Below are 19898 nucleotides of genomic sequence, written 5' to 3'. Positions count from 1 at the left end.
CTTAGACCGGGCGCGCCGGGTTACATTGCGTCAAGGGGACATAATGATGTAGGAACGGGCCATGGCTCATTCCGAACCGCGCGGCAGTCAGAGGATCGGTTTTCTCCTCATCCCGAATTTTGCGCTGATGTCTTTCGCCTCGGCGACCGAGCCCTTGCGTGCGGCGAACCTGATCAGCGGCGTCGATCTTTACGAGGTCGTGGCGCTGTCGACGGACGGGCGACCGGTGACGAGTTCGTCGGGGACGGCTTTCGAGTGTCAACCTCTCGGGAAGGCCGGCGGGACCTGCAACACGGTCTTCGTCGTTGCCGGTGGCGGTCCCCGGGACTGGGCGCTGTCTGAGGCGGACTTCGGAAGGCTGCGGCGCTTGCCCCGTCTGGGCATCCGCGTCGGCGGCATTTCGAGCGGTGCCTACGTGCTGGCGGCGGCCGGCCTGCTCGACAATCGCGACTTCACCATCCACTGGGAACACGCGCCGGTGCTGCGCGAGGCTTTCGGCCATCTCACCCCCCGCCATGCGCGCTACGTCATCGATGGAGACCGGATCACCTGCGCCGGCGGGATCGCACCCCTCGACATGATGCACGCCCTGATCGGCGAGCGCATGGGATCCCATTTCGCTCGCCGCGTGTCCGACTGGTACCTGCACACGGCCGTCGCGGAACCGGAAGCGCCCCAGCGCGGTTCGTCCGCCGAGCGGTTCGGGACCCACCATCCGGTTCTGCTCGCCGTCCTGGAGAAGATGGAGGCGAGCATCGAGCAGCCGCTCGGTCGGGCCGCCATGGCGCGTTTTGCCGGAACGAGCGTGCGCCATCTCGACCGGTTGTTTGCCGCGCACATGGAAGAAGGTTTTCTGGACACCTATCGCCGGATCCGGCTGACCCACGCGCGTCGTCTCGTTGAACAGAGCCCCTTGTCCATCTCGGAGGTGGCGTTTGCCTCGGGTTTTTCGAGCGCCGGCCATTTCTCCAACGCGTTCAAGATATTATTCGGCACCACGCCGGCTGCCTTGCGGCGGAACGTTCATAGAGTTCAAGATACGCTGTCCTGCCAGACAGAGGACAAGCGGAGGAAGAAGCATGACGAGAGAAGATAAGCGCGTCCTTTCGCAGGATCCCCATGCGGTTCGCGAGCCGCGGGAAAACAACCTCGAAATGGCCATCGGCCATGAGGTCAGGACCTTTCGCAAGAAGCTCGGCATTACCGTTGCCGATCTCGCGGCATCGACGGGCATGTCGATCGGCATGTTGTCGAAGATCGAGACCGGCAATACGTCGCCTTCGCTGACGACGCTGCAGACCCTGTCGCGGGCGCTCGGTGTGCCGATCACCGCCTTCTTTCGCCGTTTCGAGGAACCCCGCAGCGCGACCTTCGTCAAGGCAGGCGAGGGGGTCAGCATGGAGCGCCGCGGCACTCGCGCCGGCCATCAGTACAGTCTCCTCGGCCATATCGAGAACAATACCAGCGGGGTGATGGTCGAACCCTATCTGATCACGCTGACCAAGGATTCTGACGTCTTTCCGACTTTCCAGCACGAAGGCATGGAGTTTCTCTACATGCTGGAAGGCGAGGTCGTCTATCGACACGGGGAGCAGCTCTACCGGATGCAACCGGGCGACAGCCTGTTCTTCGATGCCGACGCACCGCACGGACCCGAAGAACTCGTGACATTGCCGGCGCGTTATCTGTCGATCATTTCCTACCCGCAGAACCGACCCGGGTCGGAAGGATAAATTTAATGTAAGGAAAAAAATATTCCTGCGTGTTGATGTCCAAATAGCCGTGTGATAGCTCTACCGCCGTAACCTGAACGGAGAGGTGGTCGTCATGTGCGGCATTGTTGGACTGTTCCTGAAGGATCCGGGTCTCGAACCGCAGCTGGGTGCGCTGCTGTCGGACATGTTGATCACGATGACCGATCGCGGTCCCGATTCCGCCGGTATCGCGATCTACGGAACGCTCGAGCCCGGCCGGGCGAAGGTGACCGTACAGTCGGCCGACCCGGCGATCGATTTCGCCGGGCTCGAAAAGGACCTGGTGACGTCCGGCGTCGCGGCAAAAGTCCAGGTCAAGAGTACCCACGCCGTCATCGACATACCGGCGGAGAGGCTTGCCGACATCCGCGGCGTCCTTGCGTCGGTTCGCCCCGCGGTTCGCGTGATGGGAGCGGGCGAAAGCGTCGAGATCTACAAGGAAACGGGTCTTCCGAAGGATGTCGTTGCGCGCTTCGGCGTGCGCTCCATGGGTGGCACGCACGGCATCGGGCACACCCGCATGGCGACGGAAAGCGCGGTAACGACGCTCGGCGCCCATCCCTTTTCCACCGGACCCGACCAGTGCCTCGTGCACAACGGCTCGCTCTCCAACCACAATAACCTGCGCCGTGAACTGACAAGGGTCGGCATGACCTTCGAGACGCAGAACGACTCCGAGGTTGCCGCCGCCTACCTGACGGCGGAGATGGCCGGCGGCAAGGACCTCGGAGAGGCGCTGACCAGCGCGCTCGACGACCTCGACGGCTTCTTCACCTTCGTCGTCGGCACCAGATCGGGCTTCGGCGTGGTGCGGGATCCGATCGCCTGCAAGCCCGCCGTCATGGCCGAGACCGACCAGTACGTTGCCTTCGGCTCCGAATACCGGGCTCTCGTCAATCTTCCGGGCATCGAGAACGCCCGCGTCTGGGAGCCGGAGCCGGCGACCGTCTACTTCTGGGACCACAGCCAGGCTGCCTGACCAATCGAGGAAACACGATGCCCACGTTCGATCTCTCCATCCAGCCGCTCCGGGAGCTCAATCAAGCACTGCACAACCTCGGTGCAGGCGCCAACGACAACGTTTTCGAGGTGGTCAATCCGCGCGGCAGCCACGCGGTTGCCGTCGGCATCGATGCTCCCGTCACCGTCGAGGTGAAGGGCTCGGTCGGATACTACTGCGCCGGCATGAATGACGGCGGTGCGGTCACCGTCCATGGTTCGGCCGGCCCCGGCGTCGCCGAGAACATGATGTCCGGCACCGTCGTCATCGAAGGTGACGCCTCGCAATATGCCGGTGCGACCGGCCGCGGCGGTCTTCTCGTCATCAAGGGCAATGCCGCTTCGCGCTGCGGCATCTCCATGAAGGGGATCGATATCGTCGTGCACGGCAATATCGGACACATGTCGGCCTTCATGGCGCAGTCGGGTCATCTGGTGGTCTGTGGCGATGCCGGCGACGCGCTGGGCGACAGCCTCTACGAGGCGAAGCTCTTCGTGCGTGGCAAGGTCAAGAGCCTCGGCGCCGATTGCATCGAGAAGGAGATGCGTCCCGAGCATCTCGAAGCGCTGGCGGAACTCCTAGAAAAAGCGGACGTCACCGGCGTCAAGCCGGAGGAGTTCAAACGCTACGGCTCTGCCCGCAAGCTCTACAATTTCAACATCGACAACGCTGACGCGTACTGATCCGGCGAAGGGCAAGACAGATGAGCTATCACAATCCCCATACCCCGCCGCGCAAGTCCGCCACCTTCGACGACTACACGCTCGCCGAAATCCGCCGTGCTGCGTCGACCGGCATCTACGACATCCGTGGTGGCGGCACCAAGCGCAAGGTGCCCCACTTCGACGACCTTCTCTTCCTCGGAGCCTCGATCTCCCGCTACCCGCTCGAGGGGTATCGCGAGCGTTGCGACACCTCCGTCGTGCTCGGCACGCGCTTCGCCAGGAAGCCGATCGAGCTGAAGATCCCGATCACCATCGCCGGGATGAGCTTTGGTGCGCTTTCCGGCAGCGCCAAGGAAGCACTGGGGCGGGGTGCGACGGCGGCGGGAACCTCGACGACCACCGGCGACGGCGGCATGACCGACGAGGAACGCGGCCATTCGCAGACGCTCGTCTACCAGTACCTGCCGTCGCGATACGGCATGAACCCGAAGGATCTGCGCCGGGCCGACGCGATTGAGGTCGTGGTTGGGCAGGGCGCCAAACCCGGCGGTGGGGGCATGCTGCTCGGCCAGAAGATTTCCGACCGCGTCGCCGAAATGCGCAATCTGCCGAAGGGCATCGACCAGCGGTCCGCCTGCCGCCACCCGGACTGGACCGGTCCCGACGATCTGGAAATCAAGATCCTGGAGCTTCGCGAGATCACCGACTGGGAAAAGCCGATCTATGTGAAGGTGGGCGGCGCGCGCCCCTATTACGATACGGCGCTCGCGGTGAAGGCGGGCGCCGACGTCGTGGTGCTCGACGGCATGCAGGGCGGTACGGCCGCAACGCAGGACGTCTTCATCGAACATGTCGGGATGCCGACGCTCGCCTGCATTCGCCCGGCGGTTCAGGCGCTGCAGGATCTCGGCATGCATCGCAAGGTTCAATTGATTGTCTCGGGCGGCATCCGTTCGGGCGCCGATGTCGCCAAGGCGCTCGCCCTCGGAGCCGATGCCGTTGCGATCGGCACGGCGGCGCTGGTTGCGATCGGCGACAACGATCCGAAGTGGGAAGAGGAATATCAGAAGCTAGGCACCACCGCCGGCGCCTATGACGACTGGCACGAGGGCAAGGACCCGGCCGGCATCACGACGCAAGACCCGGACCTGATGCAGCGCCTTGACCCGGTGGTCGCCGGCCGCAGGCTGGCGAACTACCTCAAAGTGATGACCCTCGAAGCCCAGACGATCGCCCGCGCCTGCGGCAAGAACCATGTCCACAACCTGGAACCGGAAGATCTCGTCGCCCTGACGATGGAGGCGGCCGCCATGGCGCAGGTGCCGCTTGCCGGAACGAACTGGTACCCGGGCAAGGGCGGTTTCTAAAACCCGAATGGCCGCATCCGACTCCCACGGATACGGCCATTCTTCTTTCAACGAATGTGTCTCAATCCATAAAAATAGGGGAACGACGTGACACAGGATCTTGCAAGCTTCGCTGCGGAGCGGGGCATCCGATATTTCATGACCAGCTACACAGACCTGTTCGGCGTCCAGCGTGCCAAGCTCGTGCCGACCGAGGCGATCGCCGAGATGCAGGAGGGCGGTGCAGGCTTCGCCGGCTTTGCGACCTGGCTCGACCTGACGCCCGCGCATCCCGATCTTTTCGCCATGCCGGATCCGTCCTCGGTGATCCAGCTGCCCTGGAAGAAGGAGGTGGCGTGGGTTGCCGCCGACTGCGCCATGGACGACAAGCCGGTGGCCCAGGCGCCGCGCGTCGTGCTCAAGAAGCTGGTGGGCGAGGCGGCCAAGCAGGGTTTGCGCGTCAAGACCGGTGTGGAGCCAGAGTTCTTTCTTATCTCGGCCGAGGGATCGGCGATTTCCGACGTGTTCGATACGGCGGAAAAGCCCTGCTACGACCAGCAGGCGCTCATGCGCCGTTACGACGTGATCGCCGAGATTTGCGATTATATGCTCGAACTCGGCTGGAAGCCGTACCAGAACGACCACGAGGACGCGAACGGCCAGTTCGAGATGAACTGGGAATACGACGACGCCCTCAATACCGCCGACAAACACTCCTTCTTCAAGTTCATGGTCAAGTCCGTCGCCGAGAAGCACGGGTTGCGCGCCACTTTCATGCCGAAGCCATTTAAGGGACTGACGGGCAACGGTTGCCACGCGCATATCTCCGTCTGGGATCTGGACGGAAAGGTGAACGCCTTTGCCGATGCCGACATGCCGTTCGGCTTGTCTGCGCAGGGCAAGACCTTTCTCGGCGGTATCATGCGGCACGCCGCAGCACTCGCCGCGATCACCAACCCGACCGTCAATTCCTACAAGCGCATCAATGCGCCCCGCACCGTTTCGGGCGCGACCTGGGCGCCGGATACCGTCACGTGGACCGGCAACAACCGCACCCATATGGTGCGCGTGCCGGGACCGGGCCGTTTCGAGCTTCGCCTGCCGGACGGCGCGGCCAACCCCTATCTGCTGCAGGCGATCATCATCGCGGCCGGTCTTTCCGGCATGCGCGGCAATGCCGACCCGGGACCACACTACGACATCGACATGTATCGCGACGGTCACACGGTGAAGGATGCTCCGAGGCTTCCGCTCAACCTCCTCGACGCGCTTCGCGAGTACGAGAAGGACACAGCCCTGCAGGAGGCGCTCGGCGGCGAATTTTCAACTGCCTACATCAAGCTGAAGCGCGGTGAGTGGAACGCCTATTGCTCCCAGTTCACGTCGTGGGAGCATGAGACGACCCTCGACATATGAAACCCGGATCTGTGAGATGGCACGGATCGTCGATGCCATCCGTCGCGGTGACGGCGAGGCTGCCGCCAAGGCAGCACTTGACCACGTGACCGCAGCGAGTGCTGTCGCGGAGGCCGTCCTTGCCGCCCAGAAGGCGGAAAGCGCATCATCGAGAAGTGCTGGTGCGTTCAGGACTGTACCGGAACCATCATGCCGAGCTTCAGGTCCTTGAGCACGACATTGGTATGCATGCGCCTGATTTGCGGGTTCTGCGACATGAGCTGGGCCATCAGCTCGTCGTATTGGCCGACGTCGTGTGCCGTGACGATCGCGATGATGTCGACCGCTCCCGTGACGTAATAGACCTGTTGGATATGGTCCTGCCTGTCCACCCAGGCACGGAACTTGGCGAGCGCATCGTAATTGTCGCGTTCGATCTCCATGCCGGTGATAAAGGTCATGGGATTGCCGGTGACACGCCGGTCCACCACCGCGATTTCCGCCTTGATAATGCCCTGCTCGCGCATTCGCTTCAGCCGGCGTTGCACGGCGGAAGCCGACAGGCCGACCGTGTGGCCGATCGCCTCGGCTTTCATCTGGCAATCGCGTTGCACGATGTCGAGGATGCTCCGGTCGAAGTCGTCCAGCCCGTCTACCATGTCCCTCGTTCCTGTTTCTGGCCCTTCCGGGGCGTTCGCCGGTTTCCTCTCACTTGTCAATAGGAGTAGGGCCGGCTGCATTTTTTGTAAATTCCTGCGGGAAAACCGCGATAGACATGTCCATTGCGCGGAAAAGCTGCGCCGGTTGCCGATAGATTTCATCGATAAACCCTTGAGGCGCCACGGAAACGGGAAAGTATGACGGAGAATGGTCCTGCCGCCCTGCAGGTGGAAGACGTGCACAAGAGCTTTGGTGCGCATGAGGTTCTCAAGGGCATTTCGCTGACGGCCCACAAGGGCGACGTCATTTCGCTGATAGGCTCCTCCGGCTCCGGCAAGAGTACCTTCCTGCGCTGCATCAACCTTCTGGAGATCCCCGACCGCGGCCGCATCGTCGTCAATGGCGAGGAGATCGCCATGAGGACGGGTCGCGACGGCCGCGTCCGTCCGGCCGACCGACGGCAGGTGGAGCGCATCCGCAGCGGCGTTGCCATGGTCTTCCAGAGCTTCAACCTCTGGGCACACATGACAGTGCTGGGCAATGTCATCGAGGCGCCGGTCCATGTGTTCGGCATGAAGCGCAAGGAGGCCGTGGAACGGGCCGAGGCTCTGCTTGCTAAGGTCGGCCTCTACGACAAGCGCGACGCCTATCCCGCTTTTCTGTCCGGTGGCCAACAGCAGCGCGCGGCGATCGCCCGGGCACTGTGCGTCAATCCCACGGTCATGCTGTTCGACGAGCCGACCTCGGCGCTCGACCCGGAACTGGTGGGCGAAGTGCTGAAGGTAATCCGCGATCTGGCGGAAGAAGGCCGCACCATGCTGCTCGTCACCCACGAGATGAAGTTCGCCCGCGATGTGTCCAGCCACGTGATGTTCCTGCACGACGGGCGGGTGGAGGAAGAGGGACCGCCAGAACAGGTGTTCGGTACCCCTTCGAGCGCCCGCTGCCGGGAATTCACCGCCTCGCTACGCCATTGAGCCCGTATTTTCAGGAGAAGGAAACCGTAATGAAAGTGCTGTCCATTGCCCTTGCCGGAGCCGTTCTGGCCCTTTCCGGCGCTGCCGCCCAGGCCGAGGTCCGCTTCGGCATCATGAACGAATCCTACCAGCCTTTCTTTGCCAAGGATGCTTCAGGCAAATGGGAAGGCTGGGAGATCGACATGATGGACGCCGTCTGCGCCGAGATGCACGAAAGCTGCAGCATCGTCGAGATGTCGTGGGACGGCCTCATTCCTGCCCTGCAGGCGAAGAAGTTCGACGTCATCTGGTCCTCCATGTCGATCACCGACGAGCGCAGCAAGACCATCGATTTTACGGATAAATACTACAACACGCCGAGCAAGCTGATCGGACCCAAGGAGGGCAAGACCGGCGCCGGTCCGGACGACGTAGCCGGAACAACCATCGGCATCCAGGTCTCCACGGTCCAGTCCGAGTATTACAAGAAGTACTTTGCCGAGAAGGCCTCCGAAAAGACCTACCAGACGCTTGACGAAGCGCTGCAGGATCTCGCTGCCGGCCGCGTCGACTACGTCTTTGCCGACTCGATGCCGCTTGCCGAATTCCTCAAGTCCGATTTCGGCAAAGATTGCTGCGAGGACCGCGGCGACGTGGCGAACGATCCGGCGATCCTCGGCTACGGCGTTGCCGGCGGCGTTCGAAAGGGCGAGGACGATTTGCGCGAGAAGCTGAACAAGGCCATCGCAGCGGTCCGCGCCAGCGGCAAATATGCCGAGATCTCGAAGAAGTACTTCGACTTCGATCCTTACGGCAACTGATCGGACGGTTCTGCGGCGGTCGTCGGGCAAGACCGTGACGACCGCCGCAGACAGCTCCCTCGGGAACTCTCGCCATGGCCACCGGTCCCTCGCTTCTGGAACTGCTTTCGCCGAGCCCGCCGGGCTGGGGCGGTGTCCTGTTGTCGGGGGCCGTCTCCACGCTGGCGATTTCGCTCGGGGCCTATCTCGTCGGCATCGGCATCGGTCTTCTTGGCGCGGCGGCCAAGCTGAAAGGCGACCGGGTCATCCGCGCCGTCCTCGACCTCTATACGACGGCTATCCGCGCCGTCCCCGAGCTCATCCTCATCATCGGTCTCTTCTATGCCGGCACGGACGGGTTGAACCACCTGCTCGGTGCAGTCGGTTTGCCCGGCGTTGAGATCAACGCCTATGTGGCGGCGATCCTCGTTCTCGGCATCGTCCAGGGAGCCTACGCGACGGAGATCCTGCGCGGGGCCATCCTCGCGGTTCCGATCGGCCAGATCGAGGCGGCCTGCGCCTTCGGCATGGGGCCGTGGCTGCGCTTTCGCCGGATCGTGCTGCCGGCACTCGTTCCCAACGCCCTGCCGGGGCTGGCCAACCTGTGGATGTCGGTGACCAAGGACAGTGCGCTGATTGCCGTACTCGGCTATCAGGAACTGGCGCTTGCCACCCGGCTCGCCGCCGGCAATACCAAGCACTATTTCCTCTTCTTCTTCGCCGCCTGTCTGATCTATCTGGCAATCACGCTGGTTTCGAACGCCTTCTTTGCACTGGTCGAACGGCATTTCCGGCGCGGGCAAGCAGTCCGGAGTGATGCGCGATGAACTTCGGCTGGATCGCCGCCTATTGGCCGCTTCTCGTCGCCGGTGCCGTGCAGACCGTGCTGCTGCTGGTGATTTCGGTCGTCTTCGGGTTCATTCTCGCCGTCGGGCTCGCGCGGGCACAGGTCAGCGGCCCACGCTGGCTGGCCTGGCCGGCCAAGATTTTCTGCACCTTCCTGCGCGGCACGCCACTGCTTATCCAGCTCTGGCTTTTCTATTACGGCGTCGGCTCGCTGATGCCGATGATCCCCGGCCTGCGCGGCAGCTTCCTCTGGCCCGTACTGCGCGAAGGCTTCTTCTTCGCGGCCGTCAGCTTCACGCTGAACTATGCCGCATACGAGGCCGAGGTGCTGCGTGGCGCGCTTCTGTCCGTGCCGAAGGGAGAGCTGGAGGCCGGCCGAGCCTTCGGCATGTCACCCGGCAAGCTCTTCCGGCGTATCTGGCTGCCGCGCGCGATCCGCATCGCCTTGCCGACGATCGCCGGCGAGGTCGTGCTGCAGCTGAAGGCGACGCCGCTCGCCTTCACCGTCACGGTCATGGATCTCTACGCCGTGGCCTACAAGGTCCGGCAGGACACGTTGCTGGTCTACGAGCCTCTCATAGTCGTGACCGTCTTCTACGTTCTGGTGACCATGCTCATCGTGCGCGCCTTCCGCGTGGTCGAGGCGCAGGTGCCGATCCGGCGATGAGCGGGATGTCTCGCGGCTTTTTCGCGCGGATGTCCGCTGCGACGTCACTTCAAGGCGCGGTGGACAGAAGAACGCGGCCGCTCCGTGCGGCGGCCGGGCTAGCTTGTGGCGACGATCATCGCGAGGGGTAGGTCATGCAGGATGGAAAAGACGGGTATCTTCATCCACAGACGCTCGCACTTGACGGCGGGTTGGTTGTCGATCCGGTGACGAGGGCGATTGCGCCCAACATTTCCATGTCGGTCAACAACGCTCTGGTACCGGGGGGCGGGCCCTTTTCGGCCGATGGCGCCGGGGACCTGACGGCTCTTCCCTTCCTCTACGCCCGCTGGACCAATCCGACCGTACGGCAGCTCGAGCAGCGGATCGCCGCGCTTGAGGCTGGCGATGACGCGTTGGCGACCGCTACCGGCCTTGCTGCCATTGCCGCCACCTTTTTCACCTTCCTGCGGCAGGGCGACCATCTGGTGGTCAGCGACGTCTGCTACGCTGGCGCCAACGAGCTGGCACGGCGCATTCTGCCGGACTACGGCATCGAAGTGAGCGCGGTGAACATGTCGCGCCTCGATGACGTTGCCGCGGCGCTGCGACCCAATACCCGCCTCGTCCACTGCGAGAGCCCCTGCAATCCGATCCTGCGGCTGACGGACCTCGAAGCCGTGGCCGCTCTCGCCCATGCCCATGGCGCGCTGGTCTCGGTCGATTCCACGTTCGCGACGCCCGTCGCTACCCGGCCGCTCTCGCTCGGGGTCGATCTCGTCATCCATTCGCTCACCAAGTTCATGAACGGTCATGGCGATGCGTTGGGCGGAGCCGTCTGCGGCCGCAAGAACCTGGTGGAGGCGATCCGCAGCAGGGCCGGCGTCTATCTCGGCGCCACGCTCTCGGCTCAGAACGCCTGGCTCATCATGCGCGGGCTGGACACGATCTTTCCCCGTATGCAGATCATCTCCGCCGCTGCGCTCGAGGTTGCCCGTTTCCTCGCAGGCCATCCCGCCGTGACGGCCGTCACCTATCCGGGGCTTGAGACGCATCCCCAACACGATCTCGTCCGGCGCCAGATGGCGATCGCCGGCGGCATGGTGACGTTTCAGGTCCGCGATCCGCAGGCGGTGGCCAAGAGGCTCGCCGAGCGGCTCAAGGTGGTCCACTACGCCTTCTCGCTCGGACACCAGCGCAGCATCGTCGTTCTCCTCGACACCGCGGACATGATGCAATCCACCTATCGTCTCGAAGGGGCGCAACTCGACGACTACCGCGCCTTTGCCGGCGACGGCATCTTCCGCCTGTCTGTCGGACTGGAGGCGGTGCCGGACATCATGGCGGATATCGACCAGGCCCTCGGGGGCTAACGACCTAATGGAAAAAGGAACCTGTCCGTGAAACATGTCTTGATCCTCGACGGCGGCATGAGCCGCGAACTGGCCCGGCTGGGTGCCCCACTGCGCCAGCCGGAATGGTCGGCGCTCGCCCTGATGGAAAGCCCGGACATCGTGCGGCAGGTGCATGCGGAGTTCATCGCCGCCGGTGCGGATGTGGTGACGACCAACAGTTACGCGCTGGTGCCTTTCCATATCGGAGAGGAGCGCTTCCGCGCCGAAGGCCCTTCGCTCATCCGCCTTGCCGGGCAGCTTGCGCGGCAGGCGGCCGATGCCGTGGAGCGTGACGTGACGGTTGCAGGCTCGCTGCCACCGATCTTCGGCTCCTATGAACCTGAGAATTTCGACCCCACCCGCGTGCAGGATTATCTCGGCGTGCTGGTCGAGGGGCTCGCCCCGTTCGTCGACGTGTGGCTCGGCGAAACCCTCAGCCTGATCGCCGAGGGCGAGGCGGTGCGCCGCGCCGTTGCCGCAACCGGCAAGCCCTTCTGGATATCCTTCACGCTCGCCGACGATGCTTCGGGCGAGGGCGATGTGCCGAGGCTCCGCTCCGGCGAGACGGTGGAAGCGGCCGCGGAATGGGCAGTCGGGTCCGGTGCACGGGCGCTTCTCTTCAATTGCAGCCGCCCGGAGGTGATGGAGGCGGCCGTGCGGACGGCGCGCGCCGTGTTCGAGCGGAACGGCAGCGACACGGAGATCGGCGTCTATGCCAATGCCTTCGAGACCGAGGCCGACGAGGAGGCCGCCAACGAGTCGCTGAACGAGACGCGGCAGGACCTGACCTCCGACCGCTATCTGCGCTTCGCCTGTGACTGGGCGGAGGCGGGCGCGACGATGGTCGGCGGCTGCTGCGGAATCGGTGCGGCGCACATTCACCATCTGGCCCGCGGCCTGAACCGCTGAGCCCGACCAGGCGGACGAGCGTCTCGACCAGTACCGGAACGGCGTTCAGCAGGTCGAAGGAGCCGATGGCGGCAGGCGGCGAGTCGGGAGCGGAAAGCACGTCATAGGGGGCACGCGGCCGACCCGATCTCGCCCCCTTGTCAACGACAAGGGGGCGCTCCGAGGGCCTGAGATTCAGCGGTAAGTTGCGGTATTCACCTCGGTGGTGGCGAGATAGGGGGCTGCCGTCGCGCCCGGAGGTCTCGTGAGGAGATGACCGACGGCGTCGAAGACGAGGATGCTGGCGTTGTCCGGAGTTTCGGAGTGCGACTCGTACTCTCTCTTGATCTCGCCGGCGGATTTGGCGAGATTCACATACCTGTCGTGCCCGAGGCCGTCATTGTCACTGATGTCGGTGATGTCGACCAGCCGAAGGTTATGAGCTTTTGCCACCGCGACGACTCTTGCATCGTCGACATCGGACATCCCGACCCGCGGACGCTCGCGACCGAGGAAGCTCGATACGCCGAGTACCCTGTCCTGTTTCGAGACCAGCAAGGTAATGGGGTGAGGCAGCCGGCTGATGTCGTTCAACTGGGAAAGGAAGAGATCAACGTCGATATCTGCCGCTGCCAGAACGATATCGAGTTTTCGGGTGGTGCTAGACTGGTTCTCGAGTTCCAGCTGGCGCACCGCCTCGATGGCCAGCAATGACCCCATGCTGTGGGCGAAGAGAACGATGTGTTTGACGCCACGCGTGCGACTGATCAGGACGAGCAACCTGGTGAGCTCCGTCCGTGAAGCCAGTGCTTCGTCCTTGTCTGCGACATAGCCGGTGAGGCTTGCCTGCGACGGCCAGGAAAAAAGGATCGGCGGTGGTAGCGTCTCGGCGTCGGCGCCAAGCTGGGCGGTACGAAAAAGCGCCTCCTGATGGCTGTAGTTGTAACCATGCACAAAGACGGCAACAGTCCCGTCGTCGTCAACGGTGCGCTCGATCTCGGCCGAGAACTGCGACGGTGTCAGATCACGGTGATCCGTGACGACGAATTGTCGTCGCGGATCGGCGGGAACCGTGGGATAAACGAGGCTGGCGGCGGGTCGGTTCGCGGGAACCGAAAACCGATACCGCTCAAAGCTCAGATTGTCTGATCTCCGGCCCAGTGGACCGTCGTCCTTTGACTTCAATTTCCGGTTTGTCGCAGCAAGGACCGTGACTTCTTGAGCCGGCGGCTGCTTGAGCACGCGTGGCGTCAGGACTTCCTCCGAGGGACGGGAGACGCATCCCGTGACCAGCAGCATCAATGTCGCGACCAAAAGGAGTCGCCAGGCTTCGGGGCGGAAACTTAGCATCTGCGGGCCTTTTCGCGGGGTGCGGGTCTTGTGTGGGGTACAGGAATACGGAACGCCCAGGTCGTACCCGGGCGTCCTCTCACGGAGTGACCTCGCCGGGCGCCTCGTCGGGCTTGCGAATGCGGAACCAGACGACATAGAGCGCCGGCAGGAAGAGCAGCGTCAGCACCGTCCCGACGATGATGCCGCCCATCATCGCGTAGGCCATCGGCCCCCAGAAGATCTCGCGGGCAATCGGGATGAGCGCGAGAGAGGCGGCGGCGGCCGTCAGCATGATCGGACGCATGCGGTGTTCGGCGGCTTCGCGGACCGCGTCCCAGGCATGTCTGCCGGATTTGCGCAGCGTGTCGATCTCGACCACCAGAATGACCGAGTTGCGGATCAGAATGCCGATCAGTGCCAGCACGCCGAGGATCGCGACGAACCCCAGGGGTGCATGGCTCGGCAGCAGCGCGCCCACAACGCCGATCAGACCGAGAGGGGCGACGATCACCACCATCAACAGACGCTGGAAGCTTTGCAGCTGGAACATCAGGATCGTCGCCATCGTGAGCAGCATCAGCGGGACGACGGCGGCGATCGGCGCCTGGCTCGTTGCGCTGCTTTCGACGGAGCCGCCGGTCTCCACGCTGTAGCCGCTCGGCAGCTTGGCCGCGAAGGCGTCGATGGAGGGCTTCAGTCGCTGGTCGATGGTGGCCGGCTGGGTTTCGTCCGTAATCGCCGCCTTGACCGTGATCGTCGGGATGCGGTCACGGCGCCAGATCACCGGTTGCTCCAGTTCGTAGCGGAAGTTGGCGATCGAGGCGAGCGGAACCGATTGGCCGTTGCTGCCGGGCAGTTGCAGGTTGCGCAGCGTTTCGATCGACTCCCGCTCATCCTTCGTGGCGCGAGCCACCACATTGACCAGATAGATGCTGTCGCGGATCTGGGTGATGGTCGAACCGCCCGTTATGTTGTTGAGCGACGTCGCGATGTCGGATGAGCTGACGCCGAGCTGGCGGGCCTTGTCCTGCAGGACATCCACCTTCACCACGCGGGCCGGCTCGTTCCAGTCGAAGACGATACTGGTGAGGCGCGGGTCCTGGCCCATGATGCCGGCCAATTCCTGGGCATAGGTGCGCACCATCTGCGGGTCGGCCCCCCCCACGCGATACTGGACGGGACGACCGACCGGGGGCCCGAGTTCCATCTGCTTCACGAAGACGTCCGTTCCCGGATATTCCTCTTCGGCGGCGGTCTTCAGCTTGGCCATCAGGCGGTCACGCGCGTCGATATCCTTCGCGACGACGACCATTTGTCCGAAATTGTTCGTCGAAGGCTGGACGTCGAATGAAAGCACGAAGCGCTTGGCGCCCTGCCCGACATAGGAGGTCCAATGGTCGACGTCGGGGTCGCCGGCGATATGCTTGGCCTCGAAGGCATCCATATCCGCCTTGGTCTGGGCGATGGTATAGTTCTGGCGGGCCGTCCAGTCGATGATCAGCTCAGGCCGGTCGGACGCCGGGAAGAACTGCTGCTGCACGAAGCCCATGCCGTAGACGGAGAGACCGAACATCGCCACGGTGGCCAGGATCGTTGTCTTGGGCCATTGCATGCAGGTGGCGAGAATCCTCGAAAACACGCGCGCCAGCAGGCTCTTCTGTTCGTGATGCGCCTTCATCGTCTTCGGCAGCATCAACACGCCGAGCAGGGGCGCAAACAAGACCGCGACGATCCACGAGACGATCAGCGAGATCGCGATGACCACAAAGAGCGAGAAGGTGAATTCACCCGCCGCACTGTCGTTGAGGCCGACGGGTATGAAGCTTGCGACGGTCACGAGCGTGCCGGTGAGCATCGGAAAGGCGGTCGAGGTCCACACGGCCGTTGCCGCCTTGGACAGGGGTTGGCCGTGTTCCAGCTTGGACACCATCATCTCAATCGCGATCATGGCGTCATCCACCAGCAGGCCGAGTGCGATGATGAGTGCGCCGAGGGAAATACGCTGCAGCGAGATGCCGAGATATCCCATGAAGACGAAGGTGATCGCCAGAACCAGCGGGATCGAGACGGCGACGACCAGGCCGGCGCGCATGCCAAGGCTGAGGAAGCTGACGACGAGAACGATGGCGATGGCTTCGAAGAGGGCCTTGGTGAATCCGCCGACGGCCTCATCCACGACGACCGCCTGGTCTGCCACGTGATGCACGCCGATGCCGATGGGCATGCCGGCGACGACCTTTTCCATCTTTTCCGACAGCGCCTCGCCGAAGTTCAGCAGGTTGGCGCCGGGCTTCATCCCGATCGCCAGTCCGATGGCGGGCTTGCCGTTGACACGGAAAAGCGCCTGCTCGGGATCGGAATAGCCGCGCGTGATCTTGGCGACGTCGCTCAATCGGAAGAAGCGGTCGTTGACGCGCAGGTTGATGTCACGCAGCGCATCTTCGGTGGCGAACTGGCCGGAGACGCGCAGGTTGATGCTTTCCGCACCGGTGCGCAACGTGCCTGAGGCGACGACGGCGTTCTGGTTCTGAAGCGTATCGATGATGTCACTCTGGCTGAGGCCGAGTGCCGCCATCTGCTTGGTCGAGAATTCGAGATAGACAACCTCGTCCTGCGCACCGATCAGGTCCACCTTGCCGACATTCGGCACGGACAGGATCTCCTGGCGGGCAGCCTCGAGATAATCGCGCAGCTGGCGCTGGCTCAGCCCGTCGGCAGTGAATGCGTAGATATTGCCGTAGACGTCTCCGAAACTGTCGACGAAATAGGGACCCTGGACACCCTGAGGCAGGTTGGGCGTGATGTCACCGATCATGTTGCGGACCTTGACCCAGGTCGGCTTCACGTCCGCAGCCTTGGTGTTCTCCCGCAGGTTGACGTAGATCGTCGCCTGCCCGGGCGTGTTGATGCTCTTCGTGTAGTCGAGCGATTCAAGTTCCTGCAGCTTCTTCTCGATCCGGTCGGTGACCTGGCTCGTCATCTCGTCCACGGAGGCGCCAGGCCAGGAGGCCTGGATCAACATGGTCTTGATGGTAAAGTCCGGATCCTCCTCGCGACCGAGATTGATGTAGGACAGGATGCCCGCGACACTGGCGAGGATCATGAAATACCAGACGAGCGACTTGTGCTGGAGCGCCCATTCGGAAAGATTGAATTTCGTGTTCATTGCGGCATCTCGTCTGGAATTCTGACAGGTTGATCATCGGCGAGTGAATTGACACCCGCCGTCACGACACGCTCTCCTTCGCTAAGGCCGCTGAGAACGTCGACGCCGCCGGCTGCGGATGGCCGGGTCGTGACGGTGCGGCGCTGAACCTTCCTGGCGGCCGGATCGACCACCCAGACGAAACGGTCGCCATCATTGCCACCGATCGCAGTTTCCGGCAGCCAGAGGTGGCCTTCGCTCGGTGCGACGGGTGTCGCGGTGATCGTGCTTCCGAGCCTGAAGCTGTCCGGCGGGTTCTCCAGGGCGATCTTGGTGCGGCGGCTGCGTGTGGCGGCGTCCGCCTGCGGTGATACCTCGCGCACCGTGCCCGTGACCTTCACCTCCGGGTTGGCCTGCAGGATGACCTCGAAGGGTGTGCCGATCGTCGTCAACTGACCGTAGCTGTCGGGAATGTCCACCACGGCATCGCGTGCCTCCAGGCGCGCGATCGTCAGTACGGTCTGGCCTGCCGTCACCACCTGCCCGACTTCCGCCGAGAGGGATGAGACGACCCCGTCCGATTCCGCATTCAGGACTGCATAGTCCAGCTGTTCACGTGCCTTCGTCAGGCTGGCCCGCAACTGCTGCATGGTTGCTTCCGCTGCCTCGCGTGACTGGACAGCCTCTTCAAGCTGTTCTCGCGTCGTGGCGTTGGAGGCAAGGAGCGTCAGTTGGCGCTGCTCGTTCACGCGGGCCAGATCAAGCTTGGCATCGGAGGAGGCGATGTCGGCCTCCGCCTGCTTGACAGCCAGCTCGAGGCTGGTGGCATCCACGCGGGCGAGTTCCTGCCCCTTGTGCACGAGATCGCCGATGCTGACGTCGCGCGAGACGATGCGGCCCAAGACCTGGAAACCGAGATCCGTACTGAACTTCGCCTCGACCGTTCCGGCAAAGCCGAAGGCGGTTGCCTCGCGCGGCTTGGCCAGCATGGAGAGCACGGGGCGCACCGGCGCTTCCGGCGCCTTTTCATCCGAGCAAGCGCTGAGGCCGGCCGACAACAGAACGAGAGGAAGGAGGAACTTGAACGTCATCGGGTCGACTCCTCGGAATAGGAAACGGACTGGTTCTCGCGGAGGAACTGGCCGCCGTCGACAACGATCAGTTCGCCGTCTTGCAGACCGTCGGCGAGCACGACCTTCGAGGCATCATACCGCTCGATGACAACCGGCTTCATCCGGGCGGTCTTCGTCTCCGGATCCACGACCCAGACCGCCGGCCTGCCTGCCTTGGAGAACATCGATTGCCACGGAATGGAAACGCGCTCCCGCCGGTCTAGGACCACATCGGCGATAATGGCCGAGCCGAGTGTCATTTCCGGCGGTGGATCGATGATGGAAAGCTTCACGCGTACCGTGCCGAGTGAGGTGTCGAGAGCGGGACTGACCTCGCGCGGCCTCGCGAGTGCCCTGACCGTCGGGTTCGAGACAAGCGCGACCTCGAGTGAGAGCGGCGCCGTCTTGCCACTGAGGGCCGATTCCTGCACGTTGAAGATGGCATCGCGCTCACCGTCGTGAGCCAGGGTGAAGACGGTGGTGGAGGCCTGGACCACTTGGCCGGTCTCGACGTCCCGGGCAGTGATGGTGCCATCGGCGTCGGCGCGCAACTCGGTCTGCTGCAGGGCTTCCATCGCGGTCTCGAGCTCGGCACGCGCAGCAACCAGGTCCTTCTCCGCAGATTGGTACTCCTGCAGGGCGCTGTCGAGATTCTGCTGTGACATGGCACCGGTCCGGGTCAACGCCTTGCGGCGGGCGAGAACCGAGCTTGTCATGCGCAGCGTGGCCTCCTGCGAAGCGACTGCTGCCTGCGCCGACTCCAGATCGGCCTTCTGCTCGGTTGGATCGAGCGTCGCCAGCACCTGGCCAGCTCTTACATGGTCACCGACGCCGGCGGTGCGGGAGATGACGCGGCCGCTGATCTTGAAGGAGAGGTCGCCTTCGACGCGCGCCTTGATCTCGCCCGTCGCCGAAGCGCGGACGACATCACTCGTCATCGCCGCGGCCTCGACCCTCACATGGGAGGCATTGGTCGCCGTCTGCTTGTCTTTTGCGTCGCAAGCGGTGAGTGCAAGAACCGAGAGCGCGGCGAGGATCGATGCCGCTGCGAATCTACGGTGCCATCTGGCGCGTTCCGGCGCCTTGGGTGACGTCTGTGGCATGTCTGTTTCCCGGGAGGACTGGGGGTGAAGGATATTTTATTCATCAATTGTTGAATATAATCCGTGAATGCGCTATCCTTGTCAAGCATCAAGAGGAGAGAGCATTGACAGATGGGCAGAAACCTTCGGAACGCAGGCGCGGTCGGCCGAAGAAGGGCAAGGAACTGGACGTTGCTGCGCTGTTCGACGCTGCGGTCGCCAATTTCGCGGAATGGGGTTTCGAACGCGCGTCGCTCAGAAAGATCGCCGGACAGGCCGGCGTCGATGTCGCGCTGATTTCCTACCGCTATGGCTCGAAACTGGGGCTTTGGACGGCAGTGGTCGATGCCGTCGCAGAGGAGGCCATCACCCGCATCCGTGAGTCGCAGGAACTCTGTCGCGGACTTCCGCCGAATGAACAGATGGAGCGTCTCTGCAGGGAGATGGTCGATCTCGTCGGCGCCCGCCCGCTCTTCGCGCAGCTCCTGATCAGCGAAATCATGACGAACGCGGACAGCGAGCGAAAAGCGCTGATCGAAGAGCGGCTCGCCCGACCCGTTTTTGATCTGCTCCTCGGGTGCGTCAGGACGATCCGGGGGCCGGATGAAGGCCCCGCGGACGTCGATATGGGCCTCTCGCTGATTGCGGCAATGTCCATGATCGGCGCAGTCATCTCGACGCAGAGCTTCTTTCGGCGGCTGATGCCGTCCTCAAGTGGCGACCAGCAACTGTTCGCGCAGTTGGCCGTTCTGATGCGTCGGCTGCTCTGACGGGCGCTGCGCGGTTGTGGACTGGCAGCGAGCTTGGCCGACGCTCGAACAGCCCGCGCGATCAGCGCGAATGCAGGCTGGTACCTCCTGCTTTTCCCGGGGGAGGG

General features: G+C 63.5%; 18 protein-coding genes and 1 pseudogene. 14 read left to right on the top strand and 5 right to left on the bottom strand.

From position 1 onward, the window contains the following. Positions 1-61 precede the first annotated feature (61 nt). The 7 genes and pseudogenes from NHF53_RS15050 to NHF53_RS15020 form a co-directional block, all read left to right on the top strand. Complete coding sequence (locus NHF53_RS15050; protein WP_252834855.1) at positions 62-1096, top strand: GlxA family transcriptional regulator; 1035 nt, start codon at positions 62-64, stop codon at positions 1094-1096. After that, positions 1080-1733: a helix-turn-helix domain-containing protein gene (locus tag NHF53_RS15045; RefSeq protein WP_112691800.1), complete on the top strand. Its 654-nt coding sequence runs from the start codon at positions 1080-1082 to the stop codon at positions 1731-1733. Before NHF53_RS15050 ends, NHF53_RS15045 begins: the two co-directional genes overlap by 17 nt. Before the next feature lie 94 nt (positions 1734-1827). Continuing rightward, positions 1828-2733, top strand: a complete 906-nt coding sequence (locus NHF53_RS15040) for a glutamine amidotransferase family protein (protein ID WP_252834854.1) — start codon at positions 1828-1830, stop codon at positions 2731-2733. 17 nt (positions 2734-2750) lie between these two features. Then, a complete protein-coding gene (locus NHF53_RS15035; RefSeq protein ID WP_252834853.1) occupies positions 2751-3437 on the top strand; it encodes a GXGXG domain-containing protein in 687 nt (228 codons plus the stop codon). A 20-nt stretch (positions 3438-3457) separates the two neighbouring features. Beyond that, the gene (locus tag NHF53_RS15030; RefSeq protein WP_252834852.1) at positions 3458-4786 is read left to right on the top strand and encodes an FMN-binding glutamate synthase family protein; all 1329 of its coding nucleotides are present in this window, start codon (positions 3458-3460) and stop codon (positions 4784-4786) included. 87 nt (positions 4787-4873) lie between these two features. Next, positions 4874-6181: a type III glutamate--ammonia ligase gene (gene glnT / locus NHF53_RS15025; RefSeq protein ID WP_252834851.1), complete on the top strand. Its 1308-nt coding sequence runs from the start codon at positions 4874-4876 to the stop codon at positions 6179-6181. A 13-nt stretch (positions 6182-6194) separates the two neighbouring features. Beyond that, positions 6195-6314: pseudogene (locus NHF53_RS15020) on the top strand (GntR family transcriptional regulator); the annotation flags it as partial. Positions 6315-6348: 34 nt separating this feature from the next. On the opposite strand, the gene NHF53_RS15015 reads toward NHF53_RS15020, so the two are convergent. Continuing rightward, a complete protein-coding gene (locus tag NHF53_RS15015) occupies positions 6349-6819 on the bottom strand; it encodes an Lrp/AsnC family transcriptional regulator (protein WP_112687557.1) in 471 nt (156 codons plus the stop codon). A 198-nt stretch (positions 6820-7017) separates the two neighbouring features. On the opposite strand from NHF53_RS15015, the gene NHF53_RS15010 reads away from it, so the two are divergent. The 6 genes from NHF53_RS15010 to NHF53_RS14985 all read left to right on the top strand — a co-directional run bounded on the left by NHF53_RS15010 (position 7018) and on the right by NHF53_RS14985 (position 12371). Continuing rightward, positions 7018-7797 (top strand): ABC transporter ATP-binding protein, encoded by a 780-nt coding sequence (locus tag NHF53_RS15010; protein WP_114364119.1) that lies wholly within the window; start codon positions 7018-7020, stop codon positions 7795-7797. Between the two features lie 29 nt (positions 7798-7826). Then, positions 7827-8597, top strand: a complete 771-nt coding sequence (locus NHF53_RS15005; RefSeq protein WP_252834850.1) for a transporter substrate-binding domain-containing protein — start codon at positions 7827-7829, stop codon at positions 8595-8597. 74 nt (positions 8598-8671) lie between these two features. Further along, positions 8672-9403, top strand: coding sequence for an ABC transporter permease (locus NHF53_RS15000; RefSeq protein ID WP_252834849.1), 732 nt, complete (start codon positions 8672-8674; stop codon positions 9401-9403). Further along, entirely contained in the window at positions 9400-10089 is a 690-nt protein-coding gene (locus NHF53_RS14995) for an ABC transporter permease (protein WP_252834848.1), read from the top strand. The genes NHF53_RS15000 and NHF53_RS14995 overlap by 4 nt, the downstream gene beginning before the upstream one ends. 134 nt (positions 10090-10223) lie before the next feature. Next, entirely contained in the window at positions 10224-11441 is a 1218-nt protein-coding gene (locus NHF53_RS14990) for a PLP-dependent aspartate aminotransferase family protein (RefSeq protein WP_252834847.1), read from the top strand. A 21-nt stretch (positions 11442-11462) separates the two neighbouring features. After that, positions 11463-12371: a homocysteine S-methyltransferase family protein gene (locus NHF53_RS14985; RefSeq protein WP_256481278.1), complete on the top strand. Its 909-nt coding sequence runs from the start codon at positions 11463-11465 to the stop codon at positions 12369-12371. A 174-nt stretch (positions 12372-12545) separates the two neighbouring features. Here NHF53_RS14985 and NHF53_RS14980 read toward each other — a convergent pair whose 3' ends face one another. The 4 genes from NHF53_RS14980 to NHF53_RS14965 form a co-directional block, all read right to left on the bottom strand. Then, positions 12546-13649, bottom strand: coding sequence for an alpha/beta hydrolase (locus NHF53_RS14980; RefSeq protein ID WP_252834845.1), 1104 nt, complete (start codon positions 13647-13649; stop codon positions 12546-12548). 130 nt (positions 13650-13779) lie between these two features. Beyond that, complete coding sequence (locus NHF53_RS14975) at positions 13780-16848, bottom strand: efflux RND transporter permease subunit (protein WP_252834844.1); 3069 nt, start codon at positions 16846-16848, stop codon at positions 13780-13782. Next, positions 16845-17918 (bottom strand): efflux RND transporter periplasmic adaptor subunit, encoded by a 1074-nt coding sequence (locus NHF53_RS14970; RefSeq protein ID WP_252834843.1) that lies wholly within the window; start codon positions 17916-17918, stop codon positions 16845-16847. Before NHF53_RS14970 ends, NHF53_RS14975 begins: the two co-directional genes overlap by 4 nt. After that, a complete protein-coding gene (locus NHF53_RS14965) occupies positions 17915-19042 on the bottom strand; it encodes an efflux RND transporter periplasmic adaptor subunit (RefSeq protein ID WP_252834842.1) in 1128 nt (375 codons plus the stop codon). Before NHF53_RS14965 ends, NHF53_RS14970 begins: the two co-directional genes overlap by 4 nt. Before the next feature lie 104 nt (positions 19043-19146). Between NHF53_RS14965 and NHF53_RS14960 the strand changes: the two genes are divergently transcribed. After that, on the top strand, positions 19147-19791 hold the full coding sequence (locus NHF53_RS14960) for a TetR/AcrR family transcriptional regulator (RefSeq protein ID WP_252834841.1): 645 nt from the start codon (positions 19147-19149) through the stop codon (positions 19789-19791). Positions 19792-19898: the final 107 nt, after the last annotated feature.

Source organism: Ciceribacter sp. RN22, from assembly GCF_024054295.1.
In the GTDB taxonomy this organism is placed as follows: domain Bacteria; phylum Pseudomonadota; class Alphaproteobacteria; order Rhizobiales; family Rhizobiaceae; genus Allorhizobium; species Allorhizobium lividum.
Note: the sequence above shows the minus strand (reverse complement) of the source record. Positions and strands in the feature narration are given on the sequence as shown.